Consider the following 15,803-nt stretch of genomic DNA (forward strand, 5'->3'; position numbering starts at 1 on the left):
ATTATATAGAAAAGGTATCTATTGGTGATGTTATACCATCTGGAAAAATGAAGCTAAAAGTAATTGGTTTTTTAGAAAAAAATTCACCATTTACATATCCTCGAAGTGGTGAAATATCGGATAATCGTATTACATTATTAGATGACATGGCGATTTTACCAATTGGAACAGAAGAAATAGAGTTCTATAGTGTAGAACTTTTATACAATGGGTTAATTATAGAAACAAATGATAAGATAAATATAAATGAACTTCAAAAGAAAGTATTAAAGGTAACAGAAGGTAAGGGTTATTCGTATTATGCTACAAATCCGAATAAATTGTTAGAAAACGAAAAACAAGGTATTGATAATATGTCATACCCCTTATTATTAAGCGGTACAGTCTTATTTTTTTCATTTCTATCTATTGTATTAACATCAATGGCAGCACTTTATATGGAGCGTAAAAATATTTCTATTAGATCAGCGTTAGGTGCAAGCACTTTTCAAATATGTCTTCCATTTATTATTGAGTATATGTTGCTATTCGTTTTAGCGATATGTATAGGCATAATGTATTTTCAATGGGAGAATAGCGGAGTAATTGAAATTCAGAAAGGGCTAGAAAATAGTATAGTATCTTTCTTTGGAACGTTAAAAGTCTCTATAGAATCATTGGTTGTTATAGGTGCTTTATCACTTGTAATGATCCTCGTTATATATGCAATCATTTATTTCAATGTACTAAAAATAAAAAATACATATATGAAAGAGGTGTTATAGATGATTCAGCTCGCAAATGTGGCTAAGGGATACGGAAAGAGTAATTTTAGTGCTTTACAAGATATTAATCTTACAATAGAAAAAGGCGAAATGATAGCCATTATGGGACCATCTGGTTCTGGGAAATCAACCTTGCTTAACATTATTGGCTTAATTGATAGCCCCTCTACTGGAAAGTATTTTTTAGATGGAATGGATACGAGTACATTCAAGTCAAATTATCATAAGTATAGAAACACGGAAGTTGGATTTGTGTTTCAGAACTTTTCGCTATTAGATGATTATACAGTTGTTGAAAATGTAATGCTTCCGCTTATATATAGAAGAATTTCTCATAAGAAACGTATGCAAATATCAAAAGAAATGCTGAAAATGGTAGGGCTTGAGAGGCATATTAACAAATATCCTTACGAGTTATCAGGAGGAGAACAGCAAAGAACAGCAATAGCAAGGGCTTTAGCACAAGATACAAAAATTATACTTGCTGATGAACCGACTGGTGCTCTTGATCAAGAAAATGGGGAGAAAATTATGAGTATTTTACAAGAGATTAATAAAGAAGGAAAAACAGTGCTAGTTGTTACACATGATCAAAAGGTAGCTGCATATTGTCAGAGGACGATACGGTTACTCGATGGTTGTATGGTGTAATATTATGTGAAGAGGTGATACATATGGAAAATGTCTATAAAGGACTTAGGCATACTGGGTTTATTATGATGTTTATTTTTACTTCGCTGGTTTATTCATGATGAAATGTTAATAGATCAACTTATTGGTTTTAGTGTGGGTATAGTAATGGTTATTTCATCAGTTTTCATTCAAAAGTATAGTAAAGAATTAAAGGTAGAAGAGAAGTATTAAAAGGTTATAACCTTCTTCATATTTTGGAGGTGCCTTTATAGTTTGAATGATTGTTGTAAAAGAAAAGTAGAGCATCGGATTTCGATGCTCTACTTTTTTAATGTGGTAAGAATATCAATTGATAAGCAAACAAAATTCCAAATACATATACAAGTGGGTGAACAGCACGGAATTTACCTTTTGCCACTTTCATAAGTGGATATGAAATAAATCCAAGTGCGATACCTGTTGCGATACTTGATGTAAGAGGCATGCTTAAGATTACTAAAAATGCTGGGAATGCTTCATCAAATGCGTCCCAATCGATGTGGCGAACTGAACCCATCATAAGACTACCAACGATAATTAATGATGGAGCAGTAATAGCTGATACACCAGAGACAGCACTTACTAATGGTCCGAAGAATGCTGCTAGTGCGAATAGAACAGCTACTGTAACAGTTGTTAAACCAGTACGACCACCAGCTGCAACACCAGCAGATGATTCAATGTAAGCTGTTGATGGTGTCGTTCCGAACATAGAACCAATAGTTGCTGAGAATGAGTCAGATAGAAGAGCTCGTCCAGCTTTTGGGAGTTTTCCGTCTTTCATAAATCCACCTTGTTGAGCTACCCCAAGTAATGTACCTGTTGTATCAAATAATGTAACAAGGAAGAATGAAAATACAACGCCGTATAATCCGTAGTTAATTACGTCAGATACAGCAGTAATTGGATTTGAAACGATAATTCCTTCTGGTAATCCAGGCATTGATGTAACACCGTTTGAGAATGTTAATTGTCCTGTGAAGAAAGCGATAATACCAGTTAATAGCATACCGATAAATAGTGCGCCATTTACATTTAAAGACATAAGGATAATAGTAATTCCAAGTCCAGCTAATGCTAGTAGAACTGGAGCAGAGTGAAGATCACCAAGTCCAACTAAGTTTGCATCATTTTTTGTAACGATACCAGTTAATCGTAAACCGATAAAGGCGATAAATAACCCGATACCAGCAGTAATTGCATGTTTTAAGTTTTCAGGAATTGCTTCCATTAATTTTGTACGGAAAGATGTAAATGATAGCAAAATTAAAATCATACCTGCTACGAATACAGCAGAGAATGCAATTGCGAAAGTCATGCCTTCATGCGCTTTTACAACAGAGTAAGAGAAGTAAGCATTTAATCCCATACCTGGCGCGATTGCGATTGGTAAGTTTGTAAAGATTGCCATAAATAATGTTCCGACAACAGCAGCAATAATTGTTGCTGTAAATGCTTGTTCAAATGGAACACCTGCATCTCCAAGGATAACAGGGTTTACGACAATGATATATGCCATTGTTAAGAAGGTAATAATACCTGCCATAATTTCAGTTTTAATAGAAGTTTTATGTTTTGAAAGGTTAAACATATAAACATCCTTTCTGTTTACGAATAATTTTCACAACAGTTATATATAATATTCGTTTTTTATCTATTTTGCAATAGTTTTGCATAAAAAGTTTATAACAATTCATATTTTGTGTCTTAAATTCGAATATTAATCGTAAACCGATGTGTGAATTTCAGCTTTTTATTGTGCACATGCTAAGGAAAAGGAGTTGAAAGCAGCTATGCCACAGCAAAAAAACTTTATAACAATGCCTGCGCAACATCAAAATAAGCAGCCTGGTATTGAATCATTAATGAATCCTCTACCACAGTTTGAAGATCCCAATTATAAAGGTAGCGAAAAGTTAAAAGGAAAGAATGTATTAATTACAGGGGGAGATAGCGGAATTGGACGAGCAGTTTCCATCGCTTTTGCAAAAGAAGGAGCAAATGTTGCGATTGCTTATTTAGATGAGGAAGAAGATGCTAATGAGACGAAGCAATATGTTGAGAAAGAAGGTGTAAAGTGTGTATTGTTGCCGGGTGATTTAAGTGATGAACAGCATTGTAAAGATGTTGTTCAAGAGACCGTCCAGCAGCTAGGTAGTTTACAGGTTTTAGTAAATAATGTCGCGCAGCAATATCCGCAGCAAGGACTAGAGTATATTACAGCAGAACAGCTAGAAAAGACTTTTCGTATTAATATTTTTTCTTATTTTCACGTTGCGAAAGCAGCCCTTTCTCATTTGAAGAAAGGGGATGTCATTATAAATACGGCATCTATCGTTGCATATGAAGGAAATGAAACGTTAATTGATTATTCCGCGACGAAAGGAGCAATCGTAGCTTTTACAAGATCACTTTCTCAATCGTTAGTGCAAAAAGGGATTCGGGTAAATGGTGTTGCACCAGGACCGATTTGGACACCGCTTATTCCATCGAGCTTTGATGAGAAGAAAGTCTCTCAGTTTGGGAGCAATGTCCCAATGCAAAGGCCTGGTCAACCATATGAGTTAGCGCCGGCATACGTATATTTAGCGTCTGGTGATTCTTCTTATGTTACTGGACAAATGATACATGTAAATGGGGGCGTTATTGTAAATGGATAGTTTTCATTTATAAGAGCAAAGTAATGTTAATTCCACTTATTATAGTGAGCGCTAGGGGGGATATAGCTGAAAAAGTTATGTTTCGTCATACTATTATTTTTCATCCTACCGGTTAGTGCTTTTGCTAATACAGATCATTTAATATTAGTGAATCTTACGACAAATCAGTTGTCTTTTTTTGAGAATGGAAATTATACAAAAACATTTCCAGTAACGACTGGAAGAGATCGTACACCTACGCCTGAAGGTAACTTTTGTATTATAACTAAATTTAAAAATAAAGAATACCATCGAAAAAAAATACCTGGGGGTGCACCGAATAATCCTCTCGGTACGAGGTGGCTTGGACTAGATAAGAATGAATATGCGATTCACGGGACAAATCGGGAATGGACGATTGGAAGTAGGGAATCAAATGGTTGTATTCGCATGCATGACAGGGATATACAATGGTTATATGACAGAGTACAATTACAAACAAAAGTAATCATTTCTCGTTTTCATACGAGCCCCGAATATGAAGCGAATAAGCTTGGTTATCGCGTTGTGAGCTGGAATAGTCGGAAAATAGAAGAAGAACAAATTGGAGTACTTACGCTAGTAGACCGCGCGGATATATATTGGCAAGAACCAAATGGACAGTTAACAAAAGTGAAAACGGTATTGCCAAATGAAAGATATCCAGTGTACTCAAAACGAAAAGATGGAATATATTATATAGGAAACAATTTGTATATTATAGATGAAACAGGAGAGAAAATTCGTTACGAGCAAATTCCTTCTTCAATTTTAAGTAATATATATAAACGGAAATACAATGTTCCGTAATGGCTACCGTTTTATAGACGGTAGCTTATTTATACTTGGAGTTTAACTGCAACTATTATATTTTGCTGAATATAATACAGTACAGATAGGGGGCGGTTATATTATGAAAAGTGAATTTGCGTTTAAAGTTTTTTTAGTAACGACCTGTTTATTTATCGTGTATTTATATGCGTTTCTCGTCTTTTCTTTTTATGTTCCATATGTTGATTTAATATTGTTCTTCGGATTTATTTGGGCGTTTGTGAAAGCGAGGGAAGGAGAGAAGAGTATATATCGGCGCATTACCTTATGCGGGACGGCCGTTCTCGTTATTTTGTACTTTTTTATTATGCATGATTTTTGGAGGGGAATGTAAAAAGCATACGATTAATCGCATGCTTTTTTTGTTTAATATTTAGGCTTAAATGTATGACAACAAGTTTCTACACTCGTTGCTACAGGACTTTCTAGCGTCTCGTTTGTTAAAACAGCAGCTGTATATGAATCATTTTCAGTTTGACCAGTTTCATCTGCATCAGGCTGAACGATGATCGCACTTGCTTGACAAAAGTTACCTTGTCCCCAAAAAGAACAGTTGGAAACAGAACATCTTACTTCTGGCATAAAACCCCCTCCTTATACATTAGTGTGGGATTTTACACCCATTTCATGTGTAGAAGGAGTTTCCTTTTCTAGTTACTTTTTCGTTTGCTCAAGCCATTCTTTTAATTTATCTTTCGGCTGTTCACCGCTAATACGGCTCACTTCTTTGCCATCTTTAAAATGAATGATTGTTGGTGTTCCTTGAATTTTATATTCATCCCAAGGAGCATCTAATTTTTCAATATCCATAACTTTCATATCAACGTTTAAGTCTTTAGCCATTGGCACTAGGACAGGAGATAATTTTTGGCAATGAACGCAAGATGTTTGATAAAAGTATACTGTTTCTTCTTTTTTCTCTTTTAAGTTCTTTTGAAGATCTGAAAGAGAGATTTTATTTGTGTAGTAGTCAGGACCGTTTGTCTTACTTTCAGTAGGATTATCAATCTTTTGGCTAGTAGCATTTTTTTCTTCCATTTGTGTGACAGCGAAAATTGCTACGAACAAGGCGATAATAATACCACCAAATATAAGCATTTTTTTCATTCTTTCATCTCCTTATTTGTTTTTGATGACAATAAAGCTACAAACAGCGATTGTAATAAAGCCGATAAGTGCTAAAAACGGGATTGTAATAAAACCAAACCAGTTTATAAATTCTCCGGTGCAGGGTACACGACCGCAAGCTGCTCCAGCAGCTGAAAACGCTGGGACTTTTTGAATTGCATAGTGATATAAAGAAATACAAGCACCAATACTTGCAATTGGTAAAGAATAACTTGCGATGCGATAATCTTTTTTTGCTACAGCGATACCGAGCCATAAAACGAATGGATACATAAAAATACGTTGATACCAACAAAGTACACAAGGCTCAAATTTCATGATTTCGGAAAAATAAAGACTTCCCAGTGTAGCGATAAAAGAAGCTCCCCATGCGGTAAGTAAAGCATATTCTTGCTTTTTTTCTCGTCCCATATTTTATACCTCTCTTATAATAGTTACATACTAAATTATAGTATGAAGTGGTATGGAAAAGAAAGAAAAAATATGTTTATCAATAAAAGTTTTATGAGGAGAAACTTTTATTGATATAAAAATTTAAAAAAAGCGCCATTCTCCGGAAGAGAATAGCGCTATAGTTTACATTTGAATTTGTTCTACTTCTTCTACATGCGACTTTTGGGATGCGTGGTCAATATATTGAAATAGGAGCTGCAATTGTTTATCAACTTCTGGCAGTTCCTTGCTGTATTGATAAGCGTGTAAAAAATGCTCAATACGCTTAGAAAATAATTGATCGTTCGTTTGAACCATGAGAACGAGTAATTTATCCCAATTACAGCAATACGTGTAATAGAGAGCTTTATCATAGTCGTTATATGTTTGCACTGTGTACCCTCCTTACCGAGAGTTATATATAGTGTGTGATAAGTAAGGAGAAATACACTTGAAAGAATTTGTTAAGAAAAAATGAGAATGAAAAGAAAAAACGAGGAATTCCCTCGTTTTTTAAGCTTTTGGCATTGGCGTAGGTGTTGGTTTGCCATAGCCTTCTTTGTATTTATTATCGATATAGTTACGAATTTCAAGCGTTGATTTTCCTTTTTGTTTCATGGAAGCAGATTCAACTGCAATTTCTAGGCAATTGACGCAAGTCGTTGCATGGGAGTCCCAAACAACTTCACCATTCTTTTTAATTTCACGAATAAAGCAGTTTTTATTATTTTTATGTCCTACACTTTCACCGCAACCACAATAGCATGGAATCCAATCTAATAGCTCTGCATTTTGTCCAGCGACGGTGTAGATATCTTTCATTTGTGGATCAAGCTTATCTAGGAAGGTTGGAAGTGTGTCGACTCCTTTTGTTTTCTCTTGAATGTCAGCTTGCTGAGTGTGCGATGCGTGGTCATGTTCTTCTTGTTTTGATTCAGAAGATTTTTGGTCATTTGTACCAGTACTTCCGCATCCAGCAAGAATTAAGCTTAGTACTGCAAGTAAAGAAAATACATACTTTTTCATTCGCTTGTCCCCTTTACAAATGTATTAATAAAATTGTATCAGACTAAGGGACACCTAGGGAGAAGTTTTTTTTGAACGATTTTTGAAGTGCCATCTTAGTGAATGAAACAAAAATAAAATCGGGATATAAGTGTATACAATATATAAACCCGCTTGAGATAGTACGGTATTTAATGTGTTGATACTTTCACGGTTTGTGAAGAACAGAGAAGCTGAAAATATGATGAAAATAAAAAACGGTAATGTAAATTTAAATGAAATATGAAAGGAACGCTTCATCGTTTGACATGATGACCAAATGGTTAAGCAAAGGTTTGGTAAAATAATTAAAAACCAAACGAAAATAATAATATATTCAAAGCGCTGAATAAAAGGAACTTTAATTATTTTTAACATCGTTAAAGTAGGCCAAATAGTACGGTTTAATTGTCCCTCGCTGTAATACATAAAAGATACGATAGCTAAAACTACATAAATTAAGGTGCTAAAAGCAATTCCAGCATGGGCCCATCTTTTTAAAGATTTTCCTTTTTCAATAAAGGGATAAAAGATAAGAATTGTTTCAAACCCTAGAAATTCCAATGCAGAGTGTTTTGCAGATATAAGCATGTCAAAGGGTGAATGTGTAAAAATAGGTAAAATATTACGAAAATGTGCATACTTCATCGGATAGACTAAAAAGAATACAACGAACATAGGAAGAACAATACCCCAAAAACATATCCCTGTCACAGAACGGAAGCCACCTTTTATAATGTAGTAAGTGACTAATAAAAACATAAGCGTAAGTTTCCATAACTTAATGGTAGGGAAAATCCAAACTTGTATCACTTCTATATATGTACGAAGAACAGTAAGGCAAAATAATAAGCAATAAAGAGTGAAAATTACAGAAAATATAGAGCCAACCCATTTTCCAAAGGTTGTTGTATGAATACTAATTAAATCTCCGTCTTTTTCAAGCATTTTTAACATACAAAACAGTACAATATGAGTTGCAATACCTGCAATAATAAGAGAAATCCAAGCATCATAACCTGCATTTTTCAAAATTACACGTTGATATCCGAGAATTCCTATACCAACCTGGAGAGAATGCAATAAAATAAATGCAAAATATGGAGATACGGTCTTTGTTTTATTCATTGTATTCATTGCTTATTTCACCTCACTATTCTCCGATTCCAGATTGTACAATATTAAGATCTAAATTTATATCTACCGCTATATTTTTATACATATTTCGAAGTTGTTTTATATTCCATTTTCTCGTATGGCTTCTAATTTCATCTCGTATTCCTAAAGGATCAATTTCTTTTTCTTGAAATTGTTTTATTAAATCTTCACAGTCTTTTTCGACATTTCGTTCAATTTGTTTTTTTATATAGTTGATATTTGTTTTTTTTCTTAGATCAATCCAATTAGGAGAGTTTTTAATTAATCCATTTAGTTTTAAATGGATTTTTACTTTTGGTATGTCGCCAGTTTGATCTATATCATACTTATTTTCCCCAGCTAAGTTTTGTATAACAACCATACCTTTATGTTTATCCTTTTTTATTGCTGCTTCGTAACGTCCATTTTTCGTAGGATTAATAAGTAATTTTGCTAAAACAGAATGTCTTTTATCCGTATACATGACGACTTTATCGCCTTTTAAAAAGGCAAGTCCTTTGACAGCGACAGAATGATTATCGTCCATTTTAATATAAGGAACATAGGCATCACATACAGAAGAGTAATAATTATATAAAAAAATGTTTAATTCAGTTTGTGGAATGTTCTCATTTCTTATATTTTGCTCGAGTAAATCAGCAATATATAAAGACCCATTTTTTTTTCCGTAATTTAAAAGCTCTTCAGCCGATCCATCTACAATTGCTAGTTGTACATCACGCCCGATATTTGGGTCACGTTGTAAGTTAGTAATAATCTCTCCCATTCCGCGTTCCCCTAGAGCCTTTCCAAATAGGACGACACGCATTTGACCTACAACAACATTGTGAGGAGATTTCGCATTTAATCGTGAAGCAATTGTTTCAAGTGAACGGGCAGATGTTGTTTGCGTCTCTGGTTTAGACTTTACACCATGTGTGTACTCTGGGAATAGAATAGTTCCTTGGAATTTTTTGTTTTTTGTGATGTCAAATCCAGCAATATGAATAATACGCTGTGCATCCACTATATACGTTTGTGTACAGCCAGTTTGTAAAACGAAGAAGATAATGATAAGGTGCAATAAAATTTTTTTCATTCATTCTCACCATCACGTTTTTGCTTCGATTTGTTTGGATTGTAGCGCCATTTTGATTTTGGTCTAAGAAAAGAAGGTCTTTGTGCCGTTTGACTAAATGGTAATCGAAGAAAACCTTCTGCTGTACCTAAACCACGAAATGGATATAAAGGTAATAAATAAGGTGATCCAAGTGATTTTAATTTAATTAAATGAGCTAAAATAAATACAAATCCGACAATAAGGCCTAATCCTCCGAATGCACCGGCTAAAAGGATAAGCGGAAAGCGTAACAACCGGATAGTAGAAGACATCTTTACGGTTGGTGTTGTGAAAGATGCAAGAGCGGATAAAGCAACTGCAATTAATAAAATTGTACTTGTCAAAGCTGCCTCCACGGATGCTTGGCCAATTACAATCCCCCCAACAATCCCAATCGTTTGTCCGACTTTTGTCGGTAAACGCGCTCCAGCTTCACGAAGCAATTCAATTGTAATTTCTAAAAAGAGTGCTTCTAGAATAGGAGGGAAAGGTACGTTAGCTCTCGAGAAAATAATAGGACCTAGTAAATCGGCAGGAATCATTTGATAATGATATGTTAAAGCCGCTGTATAAATAGCGGAGGAAAAAAGAGAAAATATAGCTCCGAAAAAACGAATAATACGAAAGAACGATCCAATCATCCACGGTAAATAATAATCTTCTGGTGAAATGAAAAAATCCAGTAACGTTGTTGGTCCTGATAAAGCATATGGAGAGCCATCTGTTAAAATTAAAACTTCCCCGTTAATTAATGCAAATACAGCTCGATCTAATCGTTCTGTAGGTAATAGAACAGGAAAAGGTGAATTGCTATTATCACTAATAAATTGCTCAATCATAGTTGAATCAAATGGGACATCAAAGTCAATGTCTTCTAGCCGTTGAATTGCGGTGTTGACAAATTGTTCATTTGTAATTCCTTCTATATAAGCAACTGCTACTTTTGTTTTTGATATAGATCCGACGGTAACTTCTTTAAAAATGAGTTGCTCCGTTACGATATTTCGGCGTAATAAGTGGATATTTGTATCAAGGTTTTCAACGAAACCGATTTTAGGCCCGATTACGCTATACTCATTTTCTGTATCGTTATATAATCGTTTTCCTAAAACAGTACTTTCGGCACGAATTAAAGCATATTGATCAGGATTCGAATTGTTTTTTAAGCGTATTAAAATATATCCACCTAATAATTTTTCACGAATATCATCAATAGAAGGGGAGGTAATAATGTCTTCAATAGAGATAATATTACATAAATCAGAGATGTTTTGGATTTGTTCCGATTCCTTTTTTATAGGAGTTAAAATGAATTGTTTAATAATAAGTGCTTCCACGACAGATTTATAATAAAACAAGCACAACGTTTCATCTTTAAGTATGTTATAAGAGACAAAATCGCTTGATTCTTTCATGGTTTGTATAAATTCTGGGATAGAACAAAGTGTTTTTGTATTAGTCTTTTTTGATTTCTTAGATGATAAACCGAACATTTTCTCACCCCTAACTTACATCATTTACTTGTGTTAGTTTTTGGGAAAGACGGGAATTTATACTTAAAAATTGAAAGTTCATAAAGAAAAGGAAGAGTAGTGAAAGCCTCTTCCTTTTTAGCATTTTAATTTGTTTTTTGTTCTTTAATAGACTTCACTAATTTCATCATTTCCGCTCGTATATCTTCTCTTTTTACATTTAATTTTTCGGCAATTTGTTTAATGTCCATTCCATCTTTTTTCATTTTTAATACATCATCAAGAGGGGTATTGCTTTTTTGAGAGATGATTGTTAACACAGTAAGATGACGCAATTTGATGTTATATTCTTTCATTTTTTGCTTTAGCTGATCAGGTGTGGATTTTTGCATAGTTGCTAACTGTTGTAGCAGTGCTTGCTTTGTTTCTTTATTCATATGATGCTTTTTCAGCTTACTTGGATCTACACCGAAATGCTCGGCTGTTTTCTCCCAAGATTTATTTTGCTTATAGTAAGCTAAAACATCTTTTATTTCTTTATTACTAATTCTTGCAATATGAGCAGCTTTCCAAATTTCATGTTTGTTATAGCCGAGTTTTTCTAGCGATTGCACTTCTTCTTCTGGAATTGGTTTATGGTGATGCATTGTTACTTCTTTTGGTGTGGCAGCGGAAGCGGGGAAGGTGGATATCCCGCATAATAATGCTGCCATAGTCATACAAACAGCGATTTTTTTGTACATGTAAACTCCTCCTAGATGGATAATGTAGAAAACTGTACACATATCATTTCCATAAAATGTGAAATACTTGTGAACAAATCAAGTTTTTTTATTCACAGTATGAAATGACGTTTTTAGAAGTTTTCCAACATAAAACATTGATTAATAGTAAAAAACTAAGGTATAATCGAAATTGAAAATCAATATCAATGATGACGATAAACTTATACATATAGATAAAAATAAGGGAGAGATAAATATGACTACATATACTTCCATCGCTAATGTGATTAAAGAAAGACGCTCTGTTCGTACATTTACAGACAAAGCAGTAGAAAAAGATTTATTAATTGAACTATTAAACGATGCAACATGGGCACCAAATCATAAGCACCGTGAACCATGGAATTGTAAACTATACATCGGAGAAGGCCGCAAGAAATTAGTAGATGCAGTATTAAACTCTTTCACGGAAGAAGAAAGAGCGAAACGCGGTAAAATTTTATCAGATCGTTTTTTAAGCACGCCTGCACAAATCGTTGTATATATAAATGAAGATCCGCGTCAAATTCAACGTGATGAAGATTATGCTGCAACATGTGCATTCATGCAAAACTTCCAACTTCTTGCTTGGGAACGCGGATTAGGTTGCGTTTGGAAATCAGGCGGATTAAACTACAATCCATTATTTATAGAAGGAATCGGTTTAACAAGAGGCCAACGTATCGTTGGAATTCTTCATATCGGCTATTTCGATAAAGCGCCAGAAGGAAAAGCTCGTACTCCGATTACGGAGAAGATGGAGATTATTGAAGGTTAATAGATGAGACATTCTCGTTTTTGCGGGGGTGTCTTTTTATTATGCAATCAATCCTCATGAAAGCTTGTTCTTCATCATACACTTTCTTAAGGGAAAGTGTAAGGAGGGAAAATAATGAGAGCAAGTGACGATAAAGCACTGCAATATGCGATTGCGGAAATTACGGAAATTGCGACTGGATTTGGGCTTGATTTTTATCCGATGCGTTATGAAATATGTCCAGCGGAAATTATTTATACATTTGGTGCATATGGGATGCCGACAAGGTTTTCACATTGGAGTTTTGGAAAACAATTTTTCAGAATGAAATTACAATACGATTTAGGACTTAGTAAAATATACGAACTCGTTATTAACTCTGATCCATGTTACGCCTTTTTATTAGATACGAACTCTTTAATTCAAAACAAATTAATTGTAGCGCACGTTTTAGCACACTGTGACTTCTTCAAAAATAATATTCGTTTTTCAAATACGAAGCGAGATATGGTAGAGAGTATGTCAGCGACAGCTGAACGGGTGAAAGCATATGAGCATAAGTACGGAAAAGAAGAAGTAGAAACATTTTTAGATGCCGTACTTGCCATTCAAGAGCACATTGACCCGTCGCTCATGCGTCCCAAACTTGCGTGGAGTATTGATGATTTAGAAGAAGTAGAAAAGAAAAAGGTATCACAATACGATGATCTATGGAATTTAGATGATCGAAACAAAAAGAGAGAACGATCCAATATACGCAAAAAGAAGAAGATCCCACCGCAACCAGAGAAAGACTTGCTCCTCTTTATTGAAGAATATAGCCGTGAGCTAGAAGATTGGCAGCGTGATATATTAACGATGATGCGTGAAGAAATGTTATATTTCTGGCCGCAGCTTGAAACGAAGATTATGAACGAAGGCTGGGCGTCCTATTGGCATCAACGCATACTTCGTGAAATGGACTTAACATCTGATGAAGCAATTGAATTTGCGAAATTAAATGCGGGTGTTGTACAGCCATCAAAAACAAGCATTAACCCATACTACCTTGGGATTAAAATGTTTGAAGATATTGAAGAACGTTACAACAACCCAACAGAAGAAATGAAACGCCGTGGTGTAAAACCTGGGTCTGGTCGTGACAAAATCTTTGAAGTACGCGAAATTGAATGGGATGTATCGTTCTTAAGAAACTACTTAAATAAAGATCTCGTTATGCGAGAAGATATGTACTTATTCCAGCGCCAAGGAAAAGAGTATAAAGTAATAGATAAAGAGTGGGAACATGTGCGTGATCAACTCGTAAATATGCGTACAAATGGCGGCTTCCCGTACTTAGTAGTAGAAGACGGAGACTACTTAAAGAACGGAGAATTGTACATTAAACATAGTTACGAAGGAATCGAGCTCGATTTAAAATACTTAGAAAAAGTATTACCATATCTTCATCAACTATGGGGAAGAACGGTGCATATGGAGTCCATTGTGGAGAGTAAGGGTGTTGTGTTTTCTTATGATGGAAAGATGGTGCATCGGAAGTATGTGTGAGGGGAAGAACGGACATAGGATACTGTGTCCGTTCTTTTTTATTTGGAACAAGGTCAAATATGCTATTCTTTAAAAAAGGGAGTTACATAGAGAAATGGAGCGATTCAAATGAGCAAAATAGGGGTATGTAAGGTTGATATTACGCCGCCTGTAGGTATTGATTTTGTCGGATATCATAGAGAGGCAGGCATAAATAATGTTGAAGAACGTATTTACGGGACAGTTTTTGTATTTGAAAAAGATGAAATGAAGACTGTGTTTATAAGCATTGATAATATCGGTATGTTAGTAGAAGATACGAATATGATTCGTGAACGAGTAGCGAGTGAGGTTCATGTGCCAGTTGAGCGAATAACTGTTGTTTATACTCATACGCATTCCGGTCCAGAGACAGTCGGTGATGATCCGCTAGTGCAGTCGTATAAAATGATTTTAGTAAATAATGTAGTACATGGTGCTGTTACTGCAAATAACAATTTAAAGCGATGCGAAGTTGGATGGGGTGTTACGACAGGTGATATTGGTGTAAACCGACGAGAGAGAACATCTGATGGAAAAGCAAAGATGGGAACAAATATAGAAGGTGTTGTAGATAAGCGAATTGGCATGTTGGCAATAAGAGATGCTGAAACGAAGGAGCTATCTGGGATTATAGTATTTTGTACGGCGCATCCGAATGTTTTAAAAGGTGATAGCGATGAATTATCAGCAGATTATCCTGGAATAACGAGAGAGATTCTAGAGCAGATAGTGAACTGCCCTGTTATTATCGTTCAAGGTGCCGCTGGAAATGTGAATGCGAAGTATCGCGGTTCAAGTGAAGCCTTAAAACAAATGGCTTACATACTTAGTGGACATATATTAACGATGTTGCCAGCAGTTACATATAGCCCAATTTTAAATTTAAGGACAGTTTCAAGTATGATGCAAATGAAGTTGAATGATATTCCTGAAATTGATGAGATACGAAGCATGGCTCGATTAGCCGAGAAGCAGTGGGGCGTGAATACGGATGAATGGGTTGCTATCGTATTAGAGAAATATAGGCAAGGTATTCGGAAGTTACGTATAGATTTAGAAGTTCAACTGTTTCAAGTTAATGATGGTATGTTTTCAGGTATACCGATGGAACCTTTTTCAGAAACTGCCTTAGCAATGAAAGAGAGCCTTCAAAATGAATTGGCTTTCTTTGGTGGATATATGAACGGATATCTTGGTTATTTACCGACAAAAGACGAATATGCATATGGCGGATATGAAGTAGAATTAAGTCCTATTGTGTATGGAACAGTTACAAATTTGTTAATGCCACCGGGAGAGAATACTGCGGAGTTGATTGTGAAAAAGGTTATGGATTTATGTAATATGGTGAAACTTTAATGAGACAGGTTTTTGAACGCAGAGTAAAGAATATGACTCATTGTTTGATTTTGTTAAGTCAATGTAATTAATAATG

At 34.9% G+C, this 15,803-nt stretch carries 18 protein-coding genes and 1 pseudogene; 9 read left to right on the forward strand and 10 right to left on the reverse strand.

What is annotated here, in order from left to right; all coding sequences use genetic code 11:
• From ABWK52_RS19490 to ABWK52_RS19500, 3 genes and pseudogenes are all read left to right on the forward strand, one after another.
• Window positions 1–764: FtsX-like permease family protein (locus ABWK52_RS19490; RefSeq protein ID WP_353772085.1), on the forward strand; the 764-nt coding region annotated here is incomplete at its 5' end.
• Complete coding sequence (locus ABWK52_RS19495; RefSeq protein WP_000615295.1) at window positions 765–1,415, forward strand: ABC transporter ATP-binding protein; 651 nt, start codon at window positions 765–767, stop codon at window positions 1,413–1,415.
• Between the two features lie 23 nt (window positions 1,416–1,438).
• Window positions 1,439–1,628, forward strand: a pseudogene (locus ABWK52_RS19500) (hypothetical protein).
• A gap of 97 nt (window positions 1,629–1,725) precedes the next feature.
• Here ABWK52_RS19500 and ABWK52_RS19505 read toward each other — a convergent pair.
• Window positions 1,726–3,027, reverse strand: coding sequence for an NCS2 family permease (locus tag ABWK52_RS19505; RefSeq protein ID WP_000482710.1), 1,302 nt, complete (start codon window positions 3,025–3,027; stop codon window positions 1,726–1,728).
• 202 nt (window positions 3,028–3,229) lie between these two features.
• On the opposite strand from ABWK52_RS19505, the gene ABWK52_RS19510 reads away from it, so the two are divergent.
• From ABWK52_RS19510 to ABWK52_RS19520, 3 genes are all read left to right on the forward strand, one after another.
• On the forward strand, window positions 3,230–4,096 hold the full coding sequence (locus ABWK52_RS19510) for an SDR family oxidoreductase (protein ID WP_001136259.1): 867 nt from the start codon (window positions 3,230–3,232) through the stop codon (window positions 4,094–4,096).
• Between the two features lie 66 nt (window positions 4,097–4,162).
• Entirely contained in the window at window positions 4,163–4,924 is a 762-nt protein-coding gene (locus ABWK52_RS19515) for a L,D-transpeptidase (protein WP_025118307.1), read from the forward strand.
• A 103-nt stretch (window positions 4,925–5,027) separates the two neighbouring features.
• Window positions 5,028–5,279 carry a hypothetical protein gene (locus ABWK52_RS19520; protein ID WP_000834195.1) on the forward strand — a complete coding sequence of 84 codons (252 nt, stop codon included), beginning with the start codon at window positions 5,028–5,030 and terminating at the stop codon, window positions 5,277–5,279.
• A gap of 32 nt (window positions 5,280–5,311) precedes the next feature.
• On the opposite strand, the gene ABWK52_RS19525 is transcribed toward ABWK52_RS19520, so the two are convergent.
• From ABWK52_RS19525 to ABWK52_RS19565, 9 genes are all read right to left on the reverse strand, one after another.
• Window positions 5,312–5,527, reverse strand: a complete 216-nt coding sequence (locus ABWK52_RS19525) for a DUF1540 domain-containing protein (protein ID WP_001115480.1) — start codon at window positions 5,525–5,527, stop codon at window positions 5,312–5,314.
• A gap of 72 nt (window positions 5,528–5,599) precedes the next feature.
• Window positions 5,600–6,052: a thioredoxin family protein gene (locus tag ABWK52_RS19530; protein ID WP_000738450.1), complete on the reverse strand. Its 453-nt coding sequence runs from the start codon at window positions 6,050–6,052 to the stop codon at window positions 5,600–5,602.
• 12 nt (window positions 6,053–6,064) lie between these two features.
• Window positions 6,065–6,484, reverse strand: coding sequence for a disulfide formation protein C (locus ABWK52_RS19535; protein WP_000532264.1), 420 nt, complete (start codon window positions 6,482–6,484; stop codon window positions 6,065–6,067).
• Between the two features lie 165 nt (window positions 6,485–6,649).
• Window positions 6,650–6,898, reverse strand: a complete 249-nt coding sequence (locus ABWK52_RS19540; RefSeq protein ID WP_001195459.1) for a YhdB family protein — start codon at window positions 6,896–6,898, stop codon at window positions 6,650–6,652.
• Between the two features lie 120 nt (window positions 6,899–7,018).
• The gene (locus ABWK52_RS19545) at window positions 7,019–7,531 is read right to left on the reverse strand and encodes a PCYCGC domain-containing protein (RefSeq protein WP_000761029.1); all 513 of its coding nucleotides are present in this window, start codon (window positions 7,529–7,531) and stop codon (window positions 7,019–7,021) included.
• Window positions 7,532–7,585: 54 nt separating this feature from the next.
• Window positions 7,586–8,686 carry a GerAB/ArcD/ProY family transporter gene (locus ABWK52_RS19550; protein WP_001095042.1) on the reverse strand — a complete coding sequence of 367 codons (1,101 nt, stop codon included), beginning with the start codon at window positions 8,684–8,686 and terminating at the stop codon, window positions 7,586–7,588.
• A gap of 16 nt (window positions 8,687–8,702) precedes the next feature.
• Entirely contained in the window at window positions 8,703–9,785 is a 1,083-nt protein-coding gene (locus tag ABWK52_RS19555) for a Ger(x)C family spore germination protein (RefSeq protein ID WP_000722246.1), read from the reverse strand.
• Window positions 9,782–11,299 carry a spore germination protein gene (locus ABWK52_RS19560; RefSeq protein WP_000467491.1) on the reverse strand — a complete coding sequence of 506 codons (1,518 nt, stop codon included), beginning with the start codon at window positions 11,297–11,299 and terminating at the stop codon, window positions 9,782–9,784. The genes ABWK52_RS19555 and ABWK52_RS19560 overlap by 4 nt, the downstream gene beginning before the upstream one ends.
• A 125-nt stretch (window positions 11,300–11,424) precedes the next feature.
• Window positions 11,425–12,021: a hypothetical protein gene (locus ABWK52_RS19565; RefSeq protein WP_000276960.1), complete on the reverse strand. Its 597-nt coding sequence runs from the start codon at window positions 12,019–12,021 to the stop codon at window positions 11,425–11,427.
• 238 nt (window positions 12,022–12,259) lie between these two features.
• On the opposite strand from ABWK52_RS19565, the gene ABWK52_RS19570 reads away from it, so the two are divergent.
• The 3 genes from ABWK52_RS19570 to ABWK52_RS19580 all read left to right on the forward strand — a co-directional run bounded on the left by ABWK52_RS19570 (window position 12,260) and on the right by ABWK52_RS19580 (window position 15,727).
• Window positions 12,260–12,820, forward strand: a complete 561-nt coding sequence (locus tag ABWK52_RS19570) for a nitroreductase family protein (RefSeq protein WP_000214819.1) — start codon at window positions 12,260–12,262, stop codon at window positions 12,818–12,820.
• Window positions 12,821–12,934: 114 nt separating this feature from the next.
• Window positions 12,935–14,347, forward strand: coding sequence for a stage V sporulation protein SpoVR (gene spoVR / locus ABWK52_RS19575; protein ID WP_098542376.1), 1,413 nt, complete (start codon window positions 12,935–12,937; stop codon window positions 14,345–14,347).
• Between the two features lie 108 nt (window positions 14,348–14,455).
• Window positions 14,456–15,727 (forward strand): neutral/alkaline non-lysosomal ceramidase N-terminal domain-containing protein, encoded by a 1,272-nt coding sequence (locus ABWK52_RS19580; protein WP_000034536.1) that lies wholly within the window; start codon window positions 14,456–14,458, stop codon window positions 15,725–15,727.
• Window positions 15,728–15,803 lie beyond the last annotated feature (76 nt).

Source organism: Bacillus sp. AP50 (genome assembly GCF_040492675.1).
In the GTDB taxonomy this organism is placed as follows: Bacteria; Bacillota; Bacilli; order Bacillales; family Bacillaceae_G; genus Bacillus_A; species Bacillus_A cereus.

Excerpts from the sequence above, each read along its gene's own strand:
- ABWK52_RS19495 (WP_000615295.1), top strand. The coding sequence starts at position 765 with ATGATTCAGCTCGCAAATGTGGCTAAGGGATACGGAAAGAGTAATTTT.
- ABWK52_RS19505 (WP_000482710.1), bottom strand. The coding sequence starts at position 3,027 with ATGTTTAACCTTTCAAAACATAAAACTTCTATTAAAACTGAAATTATG.
- ABWK52_RS19510 (WP_001136259.1), top strand. The coding sequence starts at position 3,230 with ATGCCACAGCAAAAAAACTTTATAACAATGCCTGCGCAACATCAAAAT.
- ABWK52_RS19520 (WP_000834195.1), top strand. The coding sequence starts at position 5,028 with ATGAAAAGTGAATTTGCGTTTAAAGTTTTTTTAGTAACGACCTGTTTA.
- ABWK52_RS19525 (WP_001115480.1), bottom strand. The coding sequence starts at position 5,527 with ATGCCAGAAGTAAGATGTTCTGTTTCCAACTGTTCTTTTTGGGGACAA.
- ABWK52_RS19530 (WP_000738450.1), bottom strand. The coding sequence starts at position 6,052 with ATGAAAAAAATGCTTATATTTGGTGGTATTATTATCGCCTTGTTCGTA.
- ABWK52_RS19535 (WP_000532264.1), bottom strand. The coding sequence starts at position 6,484 with ATGGGACGAGAAAAAAAGCAAGAATATGCTTTACTTACCGCATGGGGA.
- ABWK52_RS19545 (WP_000761029.1), bottom strand. The coding sequence starts at position 7,531 with ATGAAAAAGTATGTATTTTCTTTACTTGCAGTACTAAGCTTAATTCTT.
- ABWK52_RS19550 (WP_001095042.1), bottom strand. The coding sequence starts at position 8,686 with ATGAATACAATGAATAAAACAAAGACCGTATCTCCATATTTTGCATTT.
- ABWK52_RS19555 (WP_000722246.1), bottom strand. The coding sequence starts at position 9,785 with ATGAAAAAAATTTTATTGCACCTTATCATTATCTTCTTCGTTTTACAA.
- ABWK52_RS19560 (WP_000467491.1), bottom strand. The coding sequence starts at position 11,299 with ATGTTCGGTTTATCATCTAAGAAATCAAAAAAGACTAATACAAAAACA.
- ABWK52_RS19565 (WP_000276960.1), bottom strand. The coding sequence starts at position 12,021 with ATGTACAAAAAAATCGCTGTTTGTATGACTATGGCAGCATTATTATGC.
- ABWK52_RS19570 (WP_000214819.1), top strand. The coding sequence starts at position 12,260 with ATGACTACATATACTTCCATCGCTAATGTGATTAAAGAAAGACGCTCT.
- spoVR (WP_098542376.1), top strand. The coding sequence starts at position 12,935 with ATGAGAGCAAGTGACGATAAAGCACTGCAATATGCGATTGCGGAAATT.
- ABWK52_RS19580 (WP_000034536.1), top strand. The coding sequence starts at position 14,456 with ATGAGCAAAATAGGGGTATGTAAGGTTGATATTACGCCGCCTGTAGGT.